General features: G+C 59.8%; 13 protein-coding genes. 9 read left to right on the top strand and 4 right to left on the bottom strand.

All coding sequences use genetic code 11. The features are described 5' to 3' along the window. Nucleotides 1-90: 90 nt before the first annotated feature. Nucleotides 91-3,939, top strand: coding sequence for an Ig-like domain-containing protein (locus HX869_RS22970; protein ID WP_178903683.1), 3,849 nt, complete (start codon nt 91-93; stop codon nt 3,937-3,939). Nucleotides 3,940-4,028: 89 nt separating this feature from the next. Here HX869_RS22970 and HX869_RS22965 read toward each other — a convergent pair whose 3' ends face one another. The 3 genes from HX869_RS22965 to HX869_RS22955 all read right to left on the bottom strand — a co-directional run bounded on the left by HX869_RS22965 (nt 4,029) and on the right by HX869_RS22955 (nt 10,698). After that, nucleotides 4,029-6,296 carry an autotransporter outer membrane beta-barrel domain-containing protein gene (locus HX869_RS22965; protein WP_178903682.1) on the bottom strand — a complete coding sequence of 756 codons (2,268 nt, stop codon included), beginning with the start codon at nt 6,294-6,296 and terminating at the stop codon, nt 4,029-4,031. 232 nt (nt 6,297-6,528) lie between these two features. Next, nucleotides 6,529-8,562: a hypothetical protein gene (locus tag HX869_RS22960; protein WP_177039749.1), complete on the bottom strand. Its 2,034-nt coding sequence runs from the start codon at nt 8,560-8,562 to the stop codon at nt 6,529-6,531. Nucleotides 8,563-8,706: 144 nt separating this feature from the next. Continuing rightward, on the bottom strand, nt 8,707-10,698 hold the full coding sequence (locus tag HX869_RS22955) for a hypothetical protein (protein WP_177029109.1): 1,992 nt from the start codon (nt 10,696-10,698) through the stop codon (nt 8,707-8,709). 276 nt (nt 10,699-10,974) lie between these two features. Between HX869_RS22955 and HX869_RS22950 the strand changes: the two genes are divergently transcribed. From HX869_RS22950 to HX869_RS22930, 5 genes are all read left to right on the top strand, one after another. Continuing rightward, complete coding sequence (locus HX869_RS22950; protein WP_178903681.1) at nt 10,975-12,033, top strand: LacI family DNA-binding transcriptional regulator; 1,059 nt, start codon at nt 10,975-10,977, stop codon at nt 12,031-12,033. A gap of 88 nt (nt 12,034-12,121) precedes the next feature. Continuing rightward, entirely contained in the window at nt 12,122-12,904 is a 783-nt protein-coding gene (locus tag HX869_RS22945; RefSeq protein ID WP_177023334.1) for a sugar phosphate isomerase/epimerase, read from the top strand. Next, nucleotides 12,897-13,841: a sugar kinase gene (locus tag HX869_RS22940; RefSeq protein ID WP_087694383.1), complete on the top strand. Its 945-nt coding sequence runs from the start codon at nt 12,897-12,899 to the stop codon at nt 13,839-13,841. Before HX869_RS22945 ends, HX869_RS22940 begins: the two co-directional genes overlap by 8 nt. 55 nt (nt 13,842-13,896) lie before the next feature. Beyond that, a complete protein-coding gene (locus HX869_RS22935; protein ID WP_003214078.1) occupies nt 13,897-15,192 on the top strand; it encodes an MFS transporter in 1,296 nt (431 codons plus the stop codon). After that, a complete protein-coding gene (locus HX869_RS22930) occupies nt 15,192-16,169 on the top strand; it encodes a D-glycerate dehydrogenase (RefSeq protein ID WP_178903680.1) in 978 nt (325 codons plus the stop codon). The genes HX869_RS22935 and HX869_RS22930 overlap by 1 nt, the downstream gene beginning before the upstream one ends. Before the next feature lie 133 nt (nt 16,170-16,302). Here HX869_RS22930 and HX869_RS22925 read toward each other — a convergent pair whose 3' ends face one another. Further along, on the bottom strand, nt 16,303-17,928 hold the full coding sequence (locus HX869_RS22925; protein WP_178903679.1) for a methyl-accepting chemotaxis protein: 1,626 nt from the start codon (nt 17,926-17,928) through the stop codon (nt 16,303-16,305). Nucleotides 17,929-18,163: 235 nt separating this feature from the next. Here HX869_RS22925 and HX869_RS22920 point away from each other — a divergent pair, with 235 nt between their 5' ends. The 3 genes from HX869_RS22920 to HX869_RS22910 are packed head-to-tail and all read left to right on the top strand — an operon-like array spanning nt 18,164 to nt 20,622. Continuing rightward, nucleotides 18,164-19,591: a nucleobase:cation symporter-2 family protein gene (locus HX869_RS22920; protein ID WP_003214084.1), complete on the top strand. Its 1,428-nt coding sequence runs from the start codon at nt 18,164-18,166 to the stop codon at nt 19,589-19,591. Nucleotides 19,592-19,604: 13 nt separating this feature from the next. Further along, nucleotides 19,605-20,066 (top strand): LEA type 2 family protein, encoded by a 462-nt coding sequence (locus HX869_RS22915; RefSeq protein ID WP_003214086.1) that lies wholly within the window; start codon nt 19,605-19,607, stop codon nt 20,064-20,066. A 4-nt stretch (nt 20,067-20,070) separates the two neighbouring features. Then, nucleotides 20,071-20,622: a GNAT family N-acetyltransferase gene (locus tag HX869_RS22910; protein WP_177081621.1), complete on the top strand. Its 552-nt coding sequence runs from the start codon at nt 20,071-20,073 to the stop codon at nt 20,620-20,622. The last annotated feature ends 49 nt before the right edge of the window (nt 20,623-20,671 follow it).

The raw sequence follows: 20,671 nt of genomic DNA, 5'->3' as shown, positions 1-20,671 counted from the left end.
CTATCCGCTATCGGGGCTGCGGGTGTTTGATTTCCCTTGCCTATATGCACAGCCAGCGCTGTGCGTGACTTCCAGCAAGGAGTGGTCAGCATGCCCAACCAACCGATCGACCCCGATGACAATGCCTCGGTCATTGAAGACCCAGGTGTACCTGTTTCCGACAGCCCCCTGGCCCTCCTTGAGCCCGCGCCCCTGCCGGTGATCACGGCTGAAGACCTGGCCCCGCCCTATTCGGCGTTCCCGCCGGTCTCGCTTGACCAGTATCCCGATGAACCTTACGCCTATGGCCTGGGCATTCGGCATGTTCAGCCCTATGCGTATTTCGTCCTGGAAAAATGGCACACCTGGGCCATCTTCGACGCCTTTGAGTTGTACCTCAATAACGATCTTCTGGCGTCTGGTGTCGTCGAGATGGACCAGGATCGTTATGGCATGTACGTCATCGCCGAACGCATGCCTGAAGGTGAAGTGCAAGTGCGCGCGCGGGTACTGCGCGCAGGCAGCGGCCAGGAAAGCAGCTCGCCAATGCAAAGCATATTGATCAAGACCACCCGTCCCGGCGGGATAGAGAACAATGGTGACGACAAATGGCACAGTAAACTCAGCCTGAGTGTCGACGGCTTGCCCGAAAGCAGCACGATCAACATGGAGACGATCAGTCGCGGGTTATACGCCGTGATTGCGCCCTATCCGAACGTGCGCAAGAACGACACCATTGAGTTCTATTGGGACGGAGTTGAGATCAGGCACCTGGTCACGGCCGCCGAGGCCGCCGGTATCCAGCCGATCAGGGTATTTATCAGCAAGGAAAATATTCTCAAGGGCGGCCTCAACGGCGCACTCACCCTGCGCTTCAGGGTGTTCGATGTGGTTCAGAATTACTCAGGGGAAAAATACCAGTACTCCAAGCCGTATGGACTGGTCGCCGAACTGGATCCCAGCTTGATGAGCGCGCCGTTTTTCCTGGTGGATGACGCGGAAAGCCGGCAAATCGATTACGACACGCAAAGTAATTCACTGTTCGAAATCCTGTTGCAGACCCCACGGGTGACACCGGCCCCGCTGCCCCCTAACCAGGTCACGATTACCCTGACGGCCACACTGGCGGACGGCACGATCGAAGAACTGGTGCTTGATCCTGTCGAAGTCAGGAACGGTCGGGAAGAGATCTTCCCGGTGGACCGCGATTTGATCGAGCGCGTCATCGGCGGCTCGTTCAGGGCTTCATTCGTCTGGCACACGGCCACCGGTGGCCACCTCGGGCAGTCTGGCAGTGTCACCGTGACGGTGGTGGGTACACCGACCTCGATGCCGGCAGTGACCGTGACCCCGAGCGAGCTGGGCCTGATCAACCCCGACGATGATGCGTTTATCAGCATCCCGTCGTACCAGCCACACGCCTACGATTCGATGGAAACCCTGGTCATCGAGCAGATTGTTCCAGGGGGTGGTGGAATGCGCTATTCCGACCCGCAACTGGCCGGGGACCAGGGTGGCACGCGCCGGGTTCCAAGCGAAATACTGCAACAGTTCAAGGGGCTCGGTGATGTCGCGGTGTATTACCTGGTCGATGACGGCGCAGACAGCCAGTTGCATGCCTACGGTGCGCTGATTGAACGCAAATCCCGGGTGCTGACAGTACGCATCGACGAACGCCTCGAAACCATGCCTGCTCCCACCCTGCAGGGGGCGATTGACGACAACGTTGACCCGGTTGACGTAGTGGGCGACAGCGTGCTGCTGACGCTACCCTATACGGCAACCAGGAGCCGCGACCATATCCAATGGAACATTGTGGGCACGGGCACAGGCGGTTCCGCCAGCGGTTCGGTGACGATCAACGGTGCGACACAGGGCCAGCCACTGGTACTGCCGGTGAGCCGTGCGGTGCTGGATAACAACTTCGATGGCCAACTGCGCATCACCTACAGCCTGGAACGCGAAACCCCGCTGCCGAAACTCACCTTGCGCTCGTTTACAACCCTCCTGACCGTGGGCCGTGGCGTGGAACTGGATGCGCCTGAAGTCGTGGAAGCCGAGCAGTACCCTGACCGGCTTGACCCGCTGGCAGCTCAATCGGGTGCAACGGTGCTGGTGAAATACCGGCGCATGCGCGAGAGCGAATCGTTTTCAGTGAAATGGGTGACGGCCGATCTGCTGGGCAGCACCGTCGAAACGGGTTGGGGCAACCCCGACACCAATGAAGTGGGTGTACCGATAGAGGCTCGTACCATTGCCAAGGGCATTCGCAACGAGCGTAACCGCATCAGTGTGCAATACAGTTTTACCCGCAGCGGGTTTCTCCATGAGTCGGATACTCTGAACCTGGACCTGCTGCCGTTGAGTGGCTTACCCACACCAACCATCGACGGGGTCGGCAACAGCGTGATCCTGCCGACGAACGAGCTCGTCGCTCAAGCCCGCACCCGTGTGGCGGCCTGGCCTTTGGCCTTTGAAGAGCAGTTCATGTGGCTGCAATACACGGGTACCAACACCGACGGCAGTGCGTTCAACCTGGACACTTTTATCGCCGCCCCTGTTGGAGAAAGCGCCACCCTGGGTGTCTCGCAACCCATACCGTTGGCGGAGCTGCAAGGCCTCAGGAACGAGTCGCACCTGACCATTCGCTTCTGGGTCAGCCTGGCCGAAAGCACTGATAAAAACACCGCAGTATTGTTTGGTGTACGCGAGCATATTATCCAGTCGATCCCCGCCACATTGCCGCGCCCGGCCTTTGCCAACCTGCAAGGCGCCACCTTGACCATCGACCCACAGGACTGGCAGAACAACGCCTATGTGGCGGTGGCCTATAACGAAATGACCGCGGCCCACCGCATCGCCCTCGAGTGGATTTACCCGAACGGCACCATGGCGACCATCCCGGCGCAGAACGGTAACACCAATAAGCGCGTCGACTTTCAGATCAGCCGGGACATCCTCGCCAACAGCGCGGGCAAATTGATCGAGCTCCGTTATATGGCGACGATAGGGACGAATATTGTCCCGTCAGAGCCCCAGAAGCTGAGCGTTAACCGCGTTCCGTCGTCGGCCCTGCCTCGGCCGTCTATTAACGGGATTGCCAATGGCGGCGTTCTGAACCTGAACAATTTCAGCGGTAATGCCACGCTCAGCGTTGCACCATGGCCGTTGGCTGTTGCAGGGCAGAAGGTTTGGGTACAACTCTCCAGGTCCGGTAGCGCGCCTTTGAACGTGCTGACAAACTACAGCCTGCAGGCGGGAGAAGTATCTACCGGCTTGGTGAATAAGCCTGTGCTGCGCTCATGGCTGGATGGGCTACCCAACAACAGCACCATTACCGTAACCTGCAAAGTGGCTTTTGATGGCAGTAGTGTTGAGTCAGCCGCAATTACCTTCCCCATTGCAAGTTACAGCATTATCTCTTCACTGACGATCGATCAAAGCCAGCTTAATTTGAATGGTATTAAGGTGGTCACTAACTGGCCAGCAACCGGGCTGGACTGGCCAGGCAATACAGCAACCCGCACAGCAAGCGGCGGCGTGAGTAACTATAGCTACGCTTCCAGCAACCCTAATGTTGCTTTTGTGGACGCCAACACAGGCAAAGTAACCGGCCTCCGTAACGGTCAAGCGACTATTACTGTGAGAGACAGGAACAACGTCTCGCGAGCGTATGCAGTGGTTGTTTCCAATATTTTTCAACTACGCATTAACGAAACACAGCAATCTCCACAAGCTCAAATAAATTGGATGAGATCAATTGGAGGCAGCATAGTTTCCAGTTGGACGCTACTGCAAACACGCTACACCCCTCCGGCTCGCTCAATTCCGTACGGATTGTGTTATTTCGATGCTAGCGGCAGGTGGTATTACTTTGTTCAGGCGTCAAACAGCGGAACACCAATTTACTCCATTAACGGACTGCCGAATTGGCCGGCATGGTGCATCACTCCGTTTTAGCAAATAACCGGGACAGATTTATTCAACTCCCAAAAACCCACCCACAAAAAAAGGAAGCCTCGGCTTCCTTTTTTCTTTACCCCTGTTTCCTAGAAATCGTAACGCACTCCCACATTAACCCCCCACGGCTGATCCACCTTCTTGCCTTGGGCATGTTCAATATCAGCGTGCAGCTTGACGTTCTTCGACACCGACATCGCCACGCCCGCTGCCACTTCAATACGCGAACCGAACACATCGTTGTTGAAGCGCTGGTCGTTCACCTTGACCTTGTTGCTGTGGTTGAACTCATGGGCCAACGCTGTACGCAGGTAGGGCTGCAGCACCCCGCCGCTCTCCAGCTGGATATTCTTGCCACCTGTCACGCCGAGCTTGCCCACCACGGAGGCGCTGCGATCACCCTTGGCCTGCAGGCCATTGTCCAGCTCGTAACTTTGCGCCTGGATAATCGCTGTGCTCAGTTGCGAGTACGGTTCTACAAAGTAACCATCGTCGAGCTTGATATGCCGGCCGACTTCCGCCGATGCGCTCACGGCATTCTGCGTGTAGTTGCCCTTGGCACGCTTGCCGTCGCTCATGGTCACGTTGACCTCGTTGTGCAAGCGGTTGAGCTTGACCACGCCGTCGAAGTACAGCCCGCTCTCGTCGTCGATCCAGGTGGCATACCCCCCCAGGTAGTAGCTGTTGACCTTGCCGCTGCCGGAAGTGTTGGCGCTGATGTCGGACGTGCTGTGACCCGCCATGACACCGGCCATCCACTGGCCATCTCCGCCCGACAATGGCGCATCGGCCCCCAGGCTCAGGCCACGCTGGTTTTGCGTGTAGCCACCACCGTCCTTGTTCCCGGCTACCTCGTATTTGTTGCCGTAGCCACGCATCCAGAACCCGTTGCTCTGGCCGTCGCTGAAACGCAGTTCACCCATGCGGGTACGCAGCAGGGACATCTCGCCGTACAGCACGGTGGGGGCCGTGTTGAACAACGCCATCACGGTTTTGGTGCTGTTGCTGGTGCCACGACGGTTAGGGTCGAGGTACCAGTCGGTGTCTTCCTTCTTCAGCCCGTAGGAATAGGCGCCCACATCCACGGTGTCGCCGTCCAGCGAGAAGTGCGCATCGCCACCTTCGGTGTGCACCACACGAATCGGCAAGGCACTCGCCAACTCGGAGCCGGTCGCCGCCAACAGCAGGCTGTGGTTGCCCGTGGCAACCCCGTTGACGTTGAGCAAGTCGGTCTGGCCGGTGCTGAAGTCGGTGTGCATCACATAGCTGCCGTCACCCGACAGGCTGTTGACGTCCAACTGGAAGAACTCATCGGCGCCGCCAAAGTGCACGGTGCCGCCGCCCATGATCAGGTCGCCGACTGAACTGTCATCCACCAGCATCCAGTGGGACGCTGAATTGACGCTCAACTCGGCGACGTTCTGCAGTTTGCCGGTGAGCCAGGAGCCATTGTTGAGCTGCAACCTGGCGGTGCTGCCGTCTTCGACCACCACGTCACCGACCAGGAAGCTGCGGTCGACGTTCATGTTGGCGGTGGCGCCATTCATGACTTCCAGCAGCACACCGTTTGCGCCGGTCAGCGTGGAGCCATTGAGTACATGAATATCAGCAAGGGTGGATTCCCCGGGCCGGAACGAGCCGACCTGAATCGCCGAACCGGTCTTGCCCTCGACGCTCGAGCGGTCGAGGATCAGGCTGCTGGCCAAAGTCGGGTCGTTATCCACGCCCATCTTCACGCCAATGTCTCCACCAACGATGCTGGTATTGAACGCACGGGCCTGGCCATTGAACAGTTCGATACCCACGCCATCATCTGCGGTCGCCTCGACACGCGAATCGGTCAGGTCCAGCACACTGTGGGCACTGGCCGAGGCACCGCGGGTGCTGCCGGTGATGTGACTGTTGACGACCGTGACGCTGGAACCATTGGTGGCGCCCAGGGAACGGGCCGCTGCCAGCCCGGTTCCGTTGTTGTGGGTAACGTTGCTGTTGGTGATCAGCACGTTGCTGCCCGTGACATGAACCCCGGCCCTTCCCGAATCCCGCGCAATGACGTCCGAACCATCGATGCGGATGTCGGAGTTGATTGCGGCAATGTCCCGGGTGCTGCTGCCGGCATTGACAATCAGGGTTGCGGAATTGGCAGTGATTTGCAGGGTGGGCACTCCATGAACCGTCAGGCGGGAACCTGCACGCAATTCAAAAGTGTCAGGGCGCGGGCCAGGCCCCACCGTTTCATCCGGGCCGGTCACGACACGCGCTTCGGACAGCTGCGCCATGAGCATCAGCAGTGTGACGGCCTTGGCCTTGAAGGCAAGGCTTAAGGGAGTTGGTTTGAAATTGAATGGAGCTGACATCTTTACGGACCTCTGGGTTGGCGTTCCTTTACGGAAAAAAACTGGCCGGTTCCGAAAAGCGTGTGGACCCTGCCAATCAAGCGGCGCCCAAGGTACCCAGAGCTGTTCCCAACATCTGTAGGACTAATCCCAAGGTGCTGTGCTGAAAGTGAATGCAGTTTGTAGTCGACCCAACGGCAAAAATGCCAAAGAGGAGCAAGGCTCCTCTTTGGCATTAGGGCTCAAACAAGTATCAAGGAAGCGGGACGGCAGTACCGTCGCAGAAAAAGCCATTCGTTCCACCTATCCGAACCCCGCGAACAAGAGGATGCGCTTCATCGGAAGGTAATGGTCCTTCAGGCAGGTTGATGGTGTACCAGATCCGCGCGGAGCCGGCCAGCCTTGCACCCGAGTGGGGCTGGATGGGTTTGTAGATGGTCTCATAGGGCCCCAGGAGCAACTCGAACCCAGAATTGATCATGGCTTGCGTGAGCGGTATGGAGTCCACACGACCCACTGCTGCCGGGACCGCTACCATTCCTGCATTGTCGCTGTAGCCCTGCCAGTGCAGCGTAACCACCATCCTCAGTTCAAAGTGCTCCGAAGGCGGGATAAACACCACAACGTTTCCGGGAGGATTTTCAGGCCTGAACGTAGTGCAGTTGATCGCGCCTGCGTCCGACAGATGTCGTACCACCGGCGGGGCAAGCTCTTTGAAGTTGGCATTCACCGTCACCGTGGTGTCAGGGGAAAACTGGCGGTTGGTGCTGGCCCCTTGGGCAATGGTGTAGAACACCGTCTTGCGGCCATTGCCATGACGCTCAATGAAGCTCCACGGGATTGAGAGCGGAATCACCTGGCCAGCCGAGGCGCCGGTCACCGGTTGGGTAGCAACGAGTTCGCCCGAATAGTAAAGGCGGATCGTAAAGTCGCTGGCATCCGGTGTGGGTGCCGTACTCCATAACGTTACCCGAGCAATTGCAGGCCGGTTGGCGTGGTCGCGCTCCAGTTCGTCGTCGGGGCCCTCGGTACCGGTTGCGTCCACCCCGTTCACGACTACGGGCAGCAGGTCATCGTTGATCGGGTCCGGGCCAATGGGAGTGGGGCCGACAACAAACAGGTCCAGGTTGACGGTGGTGGTCGGTGTCGCCGGGTTGTTGACAGACCGCCGCCGCACCACATAGGAAACCGTCAACGGCAATAGCCCTCGAGTGGCCCCATACAGGATTTCCAGCACCCTGTACGGAACGTAAACCTCCGCCGGGAAACGGCTGTTGCCCAGTGGCTGGGCCTCCAAGTTAACGGTGGTGATGCTTGTCCTCAATGTGACGAGGAATTCATCTCCATCGACGCCGCGCAGAAAGTTCGTATATTCAGGAATACGCACGATCATGCCGCCGTCCAGCGCAACGTCCGCCCGATCAATCAATACATCGCCGGGGGGTGAGGTTCGGTCAACCAGGGGGGCCAGCAGGTTCTCGGGCGCTGGAAACAGGCCCACGTCCATCTCGTAGGCAGTCGAAAGCCGCGCCCAATTCCCTGCCGCGTCGAACAACTCATACCGCAAATTGCGCAGGCCATCCGGATTGGCGTCAACCACGGATAATGGCAATGGAAAGCTCAGGTCCGCAGGCAGATTCCAGCGTGGCGAAGGATCGGGCGGGTTGGGTGCATAGGGCGTATCGGAGCCATTATAGTAAAGATACGCCCAATCGCCGTCTGCCCGACCATGCGCCACATAATCCGGGATCGTAAACACTGCAGACTCATTGGGCTTGCTTTCAAAGTAGTCGCGGTCGGCAGGTGTCGGCAGGTCGGCAGGCGGAATCGGCGCCGGCGGTGCATCGGGGGAAATGGCATACGGTGGTGTCAGGTCAACGACAATGGTCTGCGGATCTGATTCGGAATAGTTGTCAACGCCACGTACGTTAATTCCGTACTTGATTTGGTACCGCCCCGCGGGCCGCCGACCTTGAGCAATGTTCACCACTGTCTCAGGCCCTGGGGCAACAACGGTGAAATTATAAATGGGCGTGCCCCACTCGGTGTCATCGAAATTTTTCCACCAAACACTGACTTGATCGTCAAGAAACGGATGGGTATCGGCGTCAGGCCATAGTGGAATAGAGAAATTCAAATTCTCACGCAGGTTGTACTCCCGTGAAAGCAATCCAGGGTAGCCAGGCACCTCACCTTCAAGAATACCATCAGCCAAGGCGTCATCACTCGTATTGGCACTTCGATTCTTTGCATAGTTACGGATAAAGTCGAGCGTGTCCTTTTTCATTACGTGTCTCCAGATATTAAGACGAATTACATCTCACCCACACTTCCCTACCATTGACGTAGCCGTTCGCGTCGCGAGACAAAGCGCTTGCACGCCTATCACACGCCGACTATTCCCTGCACAACAACAAATACATCCAGTCCTTTAATCTTTGACCAACGTTGCCTTTCCATCACTGGTGCAACTAATGACATCCCCGGGTTTACAAAACCCACCCGTTGGAAAGGTCAGGTCGACACGGATATGTCCGCTCCCCTTGACGTCTGGCCGGGAGTCACCCACCTTGCCCAGGTTGCGCCACACTTCGAAACTGGCGACAGCTGAACCGTATTCGCGCATAGGCTCCAGGGTCCGGTCGAACGGTTCCACCACAACTTTAATACCGTTATCAATATGGGGTTGCAGCACCTGGATGGTTTCTTCGTATTCAGTGCCAGCAATAGGATCAACCCAGTTATTACGCGCATAGCCTTGCCAGTGAAAACGCACCTCGTCGTTAAGTTGCAGGCCGATATTGCCCGGAATCAACCAATGCACGCCATATAAAGGCGAAGGCGAAGAACAACAGGTCACATACTCGCTAGTGAGGGTGTGCTGAACTTGCGGAGGAGTAAAATCAATCAGCGCCGTCACATCGACATTCACAAAAGTTGGCGGCGACTGTTGTTCGTTGACCCCATTACTGGTGAGGTAATGGACCGGCAGACGTGGATTGACCGTCCCCTCGATCAGATTCCAGGGAATATCGGTAAACCACACCAACTGCCCTCCTACCTCCCCCAACTGCACGGGATGGCTGGCCACCGGGCCAACACCGTTCCAGAACAGACTGAGCAATTGACCCGCAACCGGATCTGCAAACAAAGGAACATATGCCTGGGCAGCCAGCCCACGATCCAGATGATTGAGCTGATTGGGAGTCTTGGAGCCGCGCCCTATCACCGTGACGCTGGCCAGGGTCGGGTTAAGCAATGCGGGCGCATTGGGATGGTCCTGGCCGGCAATCGTCAGGTCGACATTGAACCGTTCCGATAAGGAACGAAATGGAGGCAGGGCTCCGCGAATGATTTCGTAGCGCACCACCGCCGCTTCGGGAACCAGTACAGGCGCAGGCCCCCTGAGGGTCAGCCATGGAATTTCCACATCACAAGGGAAGCTCAGTACCGGCTGCGGGACTGTCGGACGGGCATTCCAATAGGCGATTACCTGGTCCCCCGGCGCCCAATCGTCGTAGGCGGGGTCAATGCGCATGAACACGCCACGACGTGCATCATCGCGCTTGATCAGGCTGTCGTCGTATGCCGGTGGCCGAATTTGCGGACGCGGCAAGTTGCTCGGCAACGGCGTCAGTGCCAGCTGAAACAGCAGTCCGGCACTCTGGCTGCTGAAATTGCCTGCCTCGTCAAAAATGCGGTAGAAAATATAGGCGTCACCGTTGTTCAACCTGCGAAAAATATCGGGGTCCACGTAAGCAACCAGCGGGTCTGAGGCTAACGCGATCACGTACTCGGCGTCCGCCGCGCTTAGCGGCGGGTTATCCCGGTTGGACAGGTAGAATTCAATCCGGTCCCTGTCCGCGCGCACGGTGTAGAACGGAATATTGAACGCCACCGGCACGTTATCGAGCAGGTATTGCTCATCGACGTTCGGGGTCGGGGCAACTACAAAATCCACAGTATCCAGAGGGTTCAGTAACTCAGGCGAGTCCAGATCGATGGTGAGTGTTCTCCTGGGATTCAGCACACTGACGCCGCCAAAGGAGTCCTGAACCGTGTAGTAGAGTTGCGCGGTGCCGGAGCCCTCATCAGTCAATCGTGACAGGGGCACCTCCAGTGAGATCACCGCTGGCAAAGGGGGTGGCGGGCCAAACACCTGCCGCGAATCAACCACCTCATCGACACCCGCCCACACCCAGCGGAGGCGCACGATGTGCGGCTCATCCAGCAGCGGCTCGGGTCGCGGGTTCCACATCGGAATGTTGACCTGCAGCGGGCCCTGCAGGCGCGAGCGCGGGATCACGCCCCGGGGGTCACCACTGTCGACGCCGGGTATGTCCATCGGGTCCAGCAACACAGTGCCCCCGTCGTCCGCGCCCAAGGGTTTGATCAGGTAAGTGGATTCAGAGACGTCAGACATGGGTTTAATCCTCAACACGGTGGACAGTGGCCTGCCGGCAGGCGGCGTGTGTATACCAAGTGGCGTTGAGAGAATTAAGCGCCCGATTCCTCCGGCCGGATACTGTCAGAATTAACAGGTAGCCCCCTCCATTCGTCGCTTTTTGCTCGGCCTTGCTGCCAGGGCGGTTACTGAGCAGCGCTTGACGAAATTTCCTACTTGGTGTTTCCTGAAACCGGTTTCAGCAATTGGTTTCGCCTTGGAACCCAGATAAATCCAATAAGAAAGGCCGCCGCCGTGACTACTTTTTCCGCCGCCCAACGCAGCCGCGTGACCATGCTGGACGTCGCCGAGCGCGCCGGTGTATCCAAGGCCAGCGTGTCGCGCTTTATCGGCGACGACCGTGCCCTGCTCTCCGATGCCATCGCCCTGCGCATCGAGCAGGCCATCGATGAGCTGGGCTATCGCCCCAACCAGATGGCCCGCGGCCTGAAACGCGGGCGCACCCGCCTGATCGGCATGCTGGTAGCCGATATCCGCAACCCCTATTCGATTGCCGTGATGTATGGCGTGGAAACCGCCTGCCGCCAGCACGGCTACAGCCTGGTGGTGTGCAACACCGACCGCGATGACGAGCAGGAGCGCCAGCACCTGGCGGCCCTGCGTGCCTACAATATCGAAGGGCTGATCGTGAATACCCTCGGCCATCACCTGGACCAATTGCTGGAACTGCAACGGGAAATGCCCCTGGTGCTGGTGGACCGCAAGGTCGAACCGCTGCACAGCGACCTGGTAGGGCTGGACAACCCGGTGGCGGTGCGCATGGCCGTGGAGCATCTGGAACAGCAAGGCTATCGCGACCTGCTGTTGGTGACTGAAGCCACCGACGGCACCAGCTCGCGGCTTGAGCGCCTGGACAGTTTCAAGGCGGAGATGACCAACCGTCCGACGTTGACCGGCGCCGTACTCGAGTTGGACGGCGAACTGGAACAGCGTCTGCAAAAGTTTCTAGGCAAATCCGGCCCCAAGGCGTTGTTCTGCGCCAACGGAATCGCGGCACTGGCGTGTACCCGTGCGTTGAAAAATCTAGGCTGCGACCTGTTTGATGACGTGGGCCTGATCGCCCTGGATGACCTCGACTGGTACCCGCTGGTGGGCAACGGCATCACCGCCCTCGCCCAGCCCACCGAGGCCATCGGCGCCAGTGCGTTTGACTGTTTACTCAAGCGTTTGCGCGGCGATACCGAGCCGACGCGCACCCTGGACTTCTTGCCACAACTGATTATCCGGGGCTCGACCCAATCCCTTGTGGGAGCTGGCTTGCCTGCGATAACGGTTTCTCCGGCGAAGCAGTAGGCGGCTGACCGCCGCCATCGCAGGCAAGCCAGCTCCCACACGTTTATTTTGCGAATAAAAATGAAACCGGTTTCAGAGGTCCACAACAATGCATAAATACCCCGTCTCCATCAGCCTTTCCAGTTACGGCGCCGACCTGGTCCGCCAGCAAGGCCAGTTGAGTTTCGTCGAGGTGCTGGCTGCCGCCGGCGCGCAACGCATCGAATGGCGCGAAGAGCTGCTGACCACCGAACAACCCCATGAGCTGGCGCAAGCTGCAGCCGATCAAGGCCTGGAGTGCGTGTTCTCATCGCCCCTGGAACTCTGGGTGGCCGGTCGCTCGCAGCCCAATGCCGAACTGGCCGCCACCCTCGACCGCGCCCAGGCATTCGGCGCCCGCTGGCTGAAAGTCTCCCTGGGCTATTTCACCGACACCAACGACCTCGACAGTTTGAGCGCCCTGCTCAACCGGCATCCGGTCAAGCTGCTGGTGGAAAACGACCAGACCCTGCACGGCGGGCGCATTGAGCCGATGCAGCGCTTTTTCAACGAAGTCGAGCGGTTGGCGGTGCCGGTGAAAATGACCTTCGATATCGGCAACTGGCAATGGCAGGACCAATCCGCGACCACCGCCGCGCGCCTGCTGGGCCGGCATGTGGACTACCTGCACTGCAAGGCCGTGGCCCGCCGCGCCGACGGCAAGCTGGTGGCCCTGCCGCCGGGCGCCGCCGACCTGCATCTGTGGGAACAACTGCTCAAGCACATGACTCAAGGTATTACCCGGGCCGTGGAATTTCCGCTGCAAGGCAATGACCTGGTGCAGGTCACCGCCCAGCAGGTCGCCGCCCTCGCCGTCCTCGGCCAGCCACGCGTGGAGAACGCACATGTCTGAGATCGATATCCTGTCGTTTGGTGAAACCATGGCGATGTTTGTCGCCGAACAGACCGGCGACCTGGCCCAGGTTGCCCAGTTTCACAAGCGCATTGCCGGCGCCGACAGCAACGTCGCCATCGGCCTGTCACGCCTGGGCTTCAACGTCGCATGGCTGAGCCGCGTGGGTGCCGATTCCCTCGGGCGCTTCGTGGTGGACACCTTGCAGAACGAAGGCCTGGACTGCACCCATGTGGCGGTGGACCCGCTGCACCCCACGGGCTTTCAACTCAAGTCCCGCGAGGAAGCCGGCGATGATCCGCAGGTGGAGTACTTCCGCCGTGGCTCGGCCGCCAGCCATCTGTCGGTCGAGGCGATCAAGCCTGAGCTGTTGCAAGCCCGGCACCTGCACGCCACCGGCATTCCGCCGGCGCTGTCGGACGCCACCCGCGACCTGTCGCGCCAGTTGATGACGCAAATGCGCGAGGCCGGGCGCAGCGTGTCCTTCGACCCGAACCTGCGCCCGTCCCTGTGGGCGAACGAGCAACGCATGATCAGCGAAATCAACGCCCTCGCCTGCCTGGCGGACTGGGTGTTGCCGGGCTTGAGCGAAGGCCGCTTGCTCACCGGTTTTGAAGACCCGGCCGACATCGCCGCGTTTTACCTCGACCAGGGCGTGGAAGCCGTGGCCATCAAGCTCGGGCCCCACGGCGCGTATTACCGCACCCAGCTGGACCAGGGGTTTGTCGCCGCCGTGCCAGTGGCCAAGGTGGTCGACACGGTCGGCGCCGGCGATGGGTTTGCCGTGGGCATGATCAGCGCGCTCCTGGAAAACCTGAGCTTCAGCGAAGCCGTGCAGCGCGGCAACTGGATCGGCAGCCGCGCGGTGCAGAGCCGTGGCGACATGGAAGGCTTGCCGTTCAGGACCGATCTGCCCCACACCCAGAAAGCCGGTTAATCAGCATCACCGAGTTACCTGTTGCCACAACTACAACAAGCTCAGGAGCAACCTTATGGAACCGTTGAAACTCGCCACCCGCCGTTGGTGGTACATCATGCCCATCGTGTTTATCACCTACAGCCTGGCGTACCTGGACCGCGCCAACTACGGCTTTGCCGCCGCCTCCGGGATGGCCGAAGACCTGATGATCACCCCGGGCATGTCGTCATTGCTCGGCGCGCTGTTCTTCCTCGGCTACTTTTTCTTCCAGGTGCCCGGTGCGATCTACGCGCAGAAACGCAGCGTGAAGAAGCTGATTTTCGTCAGCCTGATCCTGTGGGGCGGCCTGGCCACCCTGACCGGCATGGTGTCCAACGCCTACATGCTGATCGTGATCCGCTTCATGCTCGGGGTGGTCGAAGCCGCCGTGATGCCGGCGATGCTGGTGTACCTGTGTCACTGGTTCACCCGCGCGGAACGCTCGCGGGCCAACACCTTCCTGATCCTCGGCAACCCGGTGACCATGATGTGGATGTCGGTGGTCTCGGGCTACCTGGTGCAGCATTTCAGCTGGCGCTGGATGTTTATCATCGAAGGTTTGCCGGCGGTGCTGTGGGCGTTTATCTGGTGGAAGCTGGCGGATGAAAAACCCGCCGACGCCAAATGGCTGAGCGCCCAGCATAAAAAAGACCTGGAAACCGCCCTCGCCGAAGAACAAGTGGGCATCAAGGCGGTAAAGAACTACGCCGAGGCCTTTCGCTCACCCAAGGTGATCATCCTGGCGCTGCAGTTTTTCTGCTGGAGCATTGGCGTGTATGGCTTCGTGCTGTGGCTGCCGTCGATCCTCAAGGCCGGCCTGAAAATGGACATGGTCGAGGCCGGCTGGCTGTCGGCGCTGCCGTACCTGGCGGCGGTGATCGGCATGCTGGCGGTGTCCTGGGGCTCGGACAAACTGCAAAAACGTAAACGTTTTGTGTGGCCACCGTTGCTGATCGCCTCCATCGCGTTTTATGCGTCCTACGTGCTCGGCGCCGAACACTTCTGGTGGTCGTACACCCTGCTGGTGATCGCCGGGGCCTGTATGTATGCGCCTTACGGGCCGTTTTTTGCGATCGTCCCGGAAATCCTCCCGGCCAACGTCGCCGGCGGTGCCATGGCGCTGATCAACAGCATGGGCGCCCTCGGTTCGTTCGGCGGTTCGTATCTGGTGGGCTACCTCAACAGCAGCACCGGATCGCCCGGCGCCTCGTACTTGCTGATGAGCGGTGCGCTGCTGGTGTCGGTGGTGTTGACGATCTTTCTCAAGCCCGGCGCCAGCGACCGCGAACGCGCCCCGCTGCAATCCCTTGAATTGAAGGTAAAGACCTGATGAAAAAGTCTGTCGTGCTCTACAAGAAACTCTCTGCACCGCTGATGGCCCGCCTGCATGAACAGGCCGAGGTCACGCTTATTGAATCGCTGGATGAAAGCGGCCTGGCCAAACTGCGTGAAGCCTTGCCGACCGCTCAGGGCTTGCTCGGTGCCAGCCTGCGCCTGGATGCCAAACTGCTGGATCTGGCGCCAAACCTTGAGGCGGTGGCCAGCGTGTCGGTTGGTGTCGACAACTACGATATCGACTACCTGACCGAGCGCGGCATCCTGCTCAGCAATACCCCCGACGTACTGACCGAAACCACCGCCGATACCGGCTTCGCCCTGATCCTGGCGACCGCCCGGCGAGTGGTGGAGCTGGCCAATATGGTGCGTGCCGGCAACTGGAACCAGAACATCGGCCCGCTGCATTTCGGCAGCGATGTACACGGCAAGACGCTTGGCATTATCGGCATGGGCCGAATTGGCGAAGCCTTGGCCCAGCGTGGGCACTTCGGGTTCGGCATGCCGGTGATCTACCACAGCCACTCGCCAAAACCTGCAGTGGAGCAACGTTTTGACGCGCAATACCGCAGCCTGCCGGACCTGCTCCGGGAAGCCGACTTTGTGTGCCTGACCTTGCCGCTGACGGCTGAAACCGAAGGTTTGATCGGTGCTGAAGAGTTCGCGTTGATGGGCCCGGAGACGATCTTTATCAACATCTCCCGAGGCAAGGTGGTGGACGAGGCGGCGCTGATCGAGGCGTTGCAACAGCGCACGATTCGTGCGGCGGGGCTGGATGTGTTTGTGCGCGAGCCGCTGCAGCATGATTCGCCGTTGTTGCGCTTGAGCAATGTGGTGGCGACGCCGCACATTGGTTCAGCGACTCATGAGACGCGGGAGGCGATGGCCAAGTGCGCGGTGGACAATCTGCTGGCGGCGCTGGCGGGTGAGAAGCCGAAGAACCTGGTGAACCCTGCCGCCTGGAAAAACTGATTCCTGAAGCACCACAGAAGCCAATGTGGGAGCGGGCTTGCTCGCGAAGGCGGTGTGTCAGCCACCGAATGCATCAACTGATACACCGCTTTCGCGAGCAAGCCCGCTCCCACATTTTTGATCGCATTTCAGATTAAATGACGAACCTGGCCACCATCCCGTTCAAATCCACTGCCAGGCGCGACAGTTCGTGACTGGCGGCTGAGGTCTGGTTGGCGCCCGCCGCCGACTGCGTCGCCAGGTCGCGGATGTTCACCAGGTTGCGATCCACTTCGCGGGACACCTGAGCCTGTTCTTCCGAGGCACTGGCGATCACCAGGTTGCGCTCGTTGATCAGGCTGATGGACTGGGTGATCTGCTCCAGGGCCACACCGGCAGCCCGCGCCATTTCCAGGGTGCTTTGGGTGCGCTGGTTGCTCTGCTGCATGGACTGCACCGCTTCACCCGTACCGCTCTGGATGCCGGCGACCATTTTCTCGATTTCCTGGGTCGACTGCGCCGTGCGATGGGCCAGGGCCCGCACTTCGTCCGCCACCACCGCAAAACCACGCCCGGCTTCACCGGCACGCGCCGCTTCAATCGCCGCGTTGAGGGCCAGCAGGTTGGTCTGCTCGGCAATCGCGCGAATCACATCCAGTACCTTGCCAATGTCACGGCCCTGGGTGGCCAGGCCTTCGATCAGCACCGAGGTGTTTTGCACGTCCTGGGTCATGGTCTGGATCGCGCCGACGGTTTCCACCACTCGGTCGCGCCCTTCCCGCGCAGCCTGGTTGGACTGGCTGGACGCCTCGGAGGTGGACACCGCGTTGCGCGCCACTTCTTCCACGGCGGCCGTCATTTCGTTGACCGCGGTGGCGGCCTGGTCGATTTCGTTGTTTTGCTGTTGCAGGCCTTTGGAGGCTTCTTCGGTGACGGCGCTGAGCTCTTCAGCGGCGGAGGCCAACTGCGTGGCCGAGCCGGCGATGTGCTGGATGGTCTGGCGCAGGTTGTTCTGCATCGCGGCCAAGGCGCCGATCAGGCGGGCCGGTTCGTCCTTGCCGTCGACTTCGATGGGTTTGCTCAGGTTGCCGCCGGCGATGGTTTCAGCAACCTCCAGCGCTTTGCGCAAGGGCGTCACGATACTGCGCGTCAGCAGCCAGGCCAGCAGTACGGTCATCAACGCAGCAATCACGGAGACTGCGATGATGCCAGTGATTGCATCCTGATAACTTTGCCCGGCCTCGGTGTCGGCCTGCTTCGCGTCAGCAGCGTTGATGGCGATCAGTTTATTCAACTGCTCGCCCATCTGGTCTGTGCCATCCTTGATACGGCTATTGATCAAGGCACGCATCTCTTCGACCTTGTTCTGCTGTGAAAGGGCAACCATCTCGGCCTGGGCCTTCAGATAATTGTCGAGCGTGAGGGAGAACGTTTTGTAAAGCGCCGCCTCTTCGTTCCCGGCTGGCATGCCTGCATAAGCGGCCTGTGCCGTCTTGACCTTGTCCACCAGCACACCCATGCGGGTTTGAGCCTCATCCAGAGCCGCCGGCTCACGGTTTACCAGCACACGAAAAGAGAGAATCCGCAGGCGCAGGACGTTTTCGGTCATGGTCGCCAGATACCCGACGCTGGGCAGTTGGTTGGAGCCCATGTCGACCGATGCCTGACGAATCAGGGTCATGCGGTTCGCCGCAAACACCCCAAGAATAACGACAAGCAACGCGATGAAGGCGAAACCGAGAAAAGCTCGAGGTGCGATATTCAGGTTACGAAGGGACATAGGGGGCGCTCTTAGAAGTAGTGGCTGCGAGCATCCCTGCCGCGACACGGTCAGTGGGCGTCAACGCGCCGCTCTGACCGGCTGGCGCCACTGTTGTAATAGGTATGTGGGCCTATAAACGGTATCGGCCGGCTTGAGGATTTAATGGGGGATGTTTCGAAATATTTTTTCACACTTCTGACAACTGGCACTTTCTGGCATCCTGCGCCTCCTTTTTCCTACCCGGGCCCGTATTTTGTCTGACACTCAAACCCCTCGCCCCCGTTATAAATCCGACCTGATCTACGGCCTCGACGACCGTCCGCACTTCAGCGCGGCGATATTTGCCGCCCTGCAGCACGTGCTGGCCAGCTTTGTCGGGATCATCACCCCGACGCTGATCGTCGGCGGCGTGCTGGGCCTGGAAAGCGAAGTGCCGTACCTGGTCAGCATGGCGTTGTTTGTGTCCGGGCTCGGCACCTTTGTGCAGGCCCGCAAGTTCGGCCCGGTGGGTTCGGGCCTGCTGTGCCTGCAAGGCACCAGTTTTTCGTTTATCAGCGTGATCCTCAGTGCCGGCTTCATGGTCAAGGCCCGGGGCGGCGGCACCGATGAGATCCTGTCGACGATCTTCGGCATCTGCTTCTTCGCGGCGTTTATCGAAGTGGTGCTCAGCCAGTTCATCGGCAAGCTGCGCAAGCTGATCACCCCGGTGGTCACCGGCACCATCATTACCTTGATGGGTTTGTCGCTGATCAAGGTGGCCGTCACCGACATGGCCGGGGGTTATGGCGCCAGCGACCTGGGCGCCGCCGGCAACATGGGCCTGGCGGCCCTGGTGCTGCTGACCATCGTGGTGCTCAACCGCTTCAACAACGCGTTCCTGCGCCTGGGTTCGATCGTGATCGGCCTGACCCTGGGTTTTGTGGTGGCCTGGTGGATGGGCCGCGTCGACCTGGGCGCCCTGCCCCAGTTGCCACTGATCAGCGTACCGGTGCCGTTCAAGTACGGTTTTTCGTTCGACTGGGTGGCGTTTATCCCGGTGGCGGTGATCTTCCTGATTTCGCCCCTGGAAGCCGCCGGTGACCTGACCGCCAACTCGATGATCTCGCAACAGCCGGTCAAGGGCCCGCTGTACATCAAGCGCATCAAGTCCGGCCTGCTGGCCGACGGCCTCAACTCGGTGATGGCGGCCACCTTCAACAGCTTGCCGATGGTGACCTTCGCCCAGAACAACGGGGTGATCCAGTTGACCGGCGTGGCCAGCCGTTATGTGGCGTACTTCATTGCCGGACTGCTGGTGCTGCTGGGGCTGTTCCCGATGATCGGCGCGGTGTTGCAACTGATGCCCAAGCCGGTACTCGGTGGCGCCACGCTGATCATGTTCGGCACCGTGGCCGTGGCCGGGATCAAGATCCTCGCCGAAGCCGGGCTGCACCGGCGCAATGTGCTGATCGTGGCGATCTCCCTGGGCATGGGCCTGGGTGTGGCAGCAGTGCCGGAAGTACTGCGCGAGCTGCCCAAGGCACTGCACAACATCTTCGAGTCGCCAATCACCGTGGGGGCGTTCTGCGCTATCGTGCTGAACATCTTCCTGCCTGAGGAGTTCATAGAGTTGGAAGAAGATGAATTTGATCCGGAAGCCTCCACCCTCAAAGTGATGCAGGACCCGGACGTCACGAAATAGGAGAACCCGTTTTATGCGCAAGCTCATGGTTTTGTCACTGCTGCTGCTCACCCTGAGCGCGTGCGCGCTGTTCCCCAACCGCGACCCGGTGAACATCAACGTGGTGGGCATCGAGCCGCTGCAGAGCCAGGACCTGGAAGTGCGGTTCGCGGTGAAACTGCGCATACAGAACCCCAATGAAACCGCGATCGACTACAGCGGCGTGGCCCTGGACCTGGAGGTCAATGGCCGGCCGCTGGCGTCCGGGGTGAGTGACCAGGGTGGCTCGATCCCACGCTTTTCGGAGACGGTGCTGACGGTGCCGGTGAGCGTTTCGGCGTTTTCCGTTTTGCGCCAGACCCTTGGCTTGAGCCAGACCCAGAGTTTGAATAACCTGCCGTACGTGTTGCGCGGGAAACTCGCGGGTGGCCTGTTCGGCACCATGCGTTTTGTGGATCGCGGGACCCTGGACTTTCCCAACACTGCCACTTGGTAACGACATGGATGCGCAACCTACGCTGTATACCGAACGGCTGATCCTGCGGCCGTTGACGCTGGAGGATGCCGAGGGTGTCCAGCAGCATTTTCCGCACTGGGAAGTGGTGCGTTACCTGAATGCCCTGGTGCCCTGGCCGTACCCGGCGGATGGTGCGCGCAGCTATCTGGAGCAGGTTGCATTGCCGGCGATGGCCCGGGGTGAGGAGTGGCATTGGTCGATCCGCCTGAAAAGCGCGCCTGGGGTGTTGATTGGTAATGTCAGCCTGATGGATGAGGTGGACAACAACCGCGGCTTTTGGCTGGCGCCGCAGTGGCAGGGCCAGGGGTTGATGGCCGAGGCCAGTGCGGCGGTGACTGAGTATTGGTTTGAGGTGCTGGAGCGGCCCGTGATGCGCGTGCCCAAGGCGGCGCCGAACGTGGCGTCTCGGAGGATTTCCGAGCGGACGGGGATGCGGTTGGTCAGGACCGATGAGGGGCAGTTTGTCGCTGGGAGTTTGCCCAAGGATATCTGGGAGATTACCCGGGAGGAATGGCTGGGGAGTCGGCGGGGCTGAGGTGGGTTTTGGGTGTATATCCGTTATTTGGGTAACGGCTGATATGGGT

It is taken from the genome of Pseudomonas sp. P7779 (assembly GCF_013386315.1).
Classification (GTDB): Bacteria; Pseudomonadota; Gammaproteobacteria; order Pseudomonadales; family Pseudomonadaceae; genus Aquipseudomonas.
Note: the sequence above shows the minus strand (reverse complement) of the source record. Positions and strands in the feature narration are given on the sequence as shown.

What these genes read in the sequence shown, in the direction of transcription:
- HX869_RS22970 (WP_178903683.1), top strand. Translation starts at nt 91, where the DNA reads ATGCCCAACCAACCGATCGACCCCGATGACAATGCCTCGGTCATTGAA.
- HX869_RS22965 (WP_178903682.1), bottom strand. Translation starts at nt 6,296, where the DNA reads ATGTCAGCTCCATTCAATTTCAAACCAACTCCCTTAAGCCTTGCCTTC.
- HX869_RS22960 (WP_177039749.1), bottom strand. Translation starts at nt 8,562, where the DNA reads ATGAAAAAGGACACGCTCGACTTTATCCGTAACTATGCAAAGAATCGA.
- HX869_RS22955 (WP_177029109.1), bottom strand. Translation starts at nt 10,698, where the DNA reads ATGTCTGACGTCTCTGAATCCACTTACCTGATCAAACCCTTGGGCGCG.
- HX869_RS22945 (WP_177023334.1), top strand. Translation starts at nt 12,122, where the DNA reads ATGCATAAATACCCCGTCTCCATCAGCCTTTCCAGTTACGGCGCCGAC.
- HX869_RS22940 (WP_087694383.1), top strand. Translation starts at nt 12,897, where the DNA reads ATGTCTGAGATCGATATCCTGTCGTTTGGTGAAACCATGGCGATGTTT.
- HX869_RS22935 (WP_003214078.1), top strand. Translation starts at nt 13,897, where the DNA reads ATGGAACCGTTGAAACTCGCCACCCGCCGTTGGTGGTACATCATGCCC.
- HX869_RS22930 (WP_178903680.1), top strand. Translation starts at nt 15,192, where the DNA reads ATGAAAAAGTCTGTCGTGCTCTACAAGAAACTCTCTGCACCGCTGATG.
- HX869_RS22925 (WP_178903679.1), bottom strand. Translation starts at nt 17,928, where the DNA reads ATGTCCCTTCGTAACCTGAATATCGCACCTCGAGCTTTTCTCGGTTTC.
- HX869_RS22915 (WP_003214086.1), top strand. Translation starts at nt 19,605, where the DNA reads ATGCGCAAGCTCATGGTTTTGTCACTGCTGCTGCTCACCCTGAGCGCG.
- HX869_RS22910 (WP_177081621.1), top strand. Translation starts at nt 20,071, where the DNA reads ATGGATGCGCAACCTACGCTGTATACCGAACGGCTGATCCTGCGGCCG.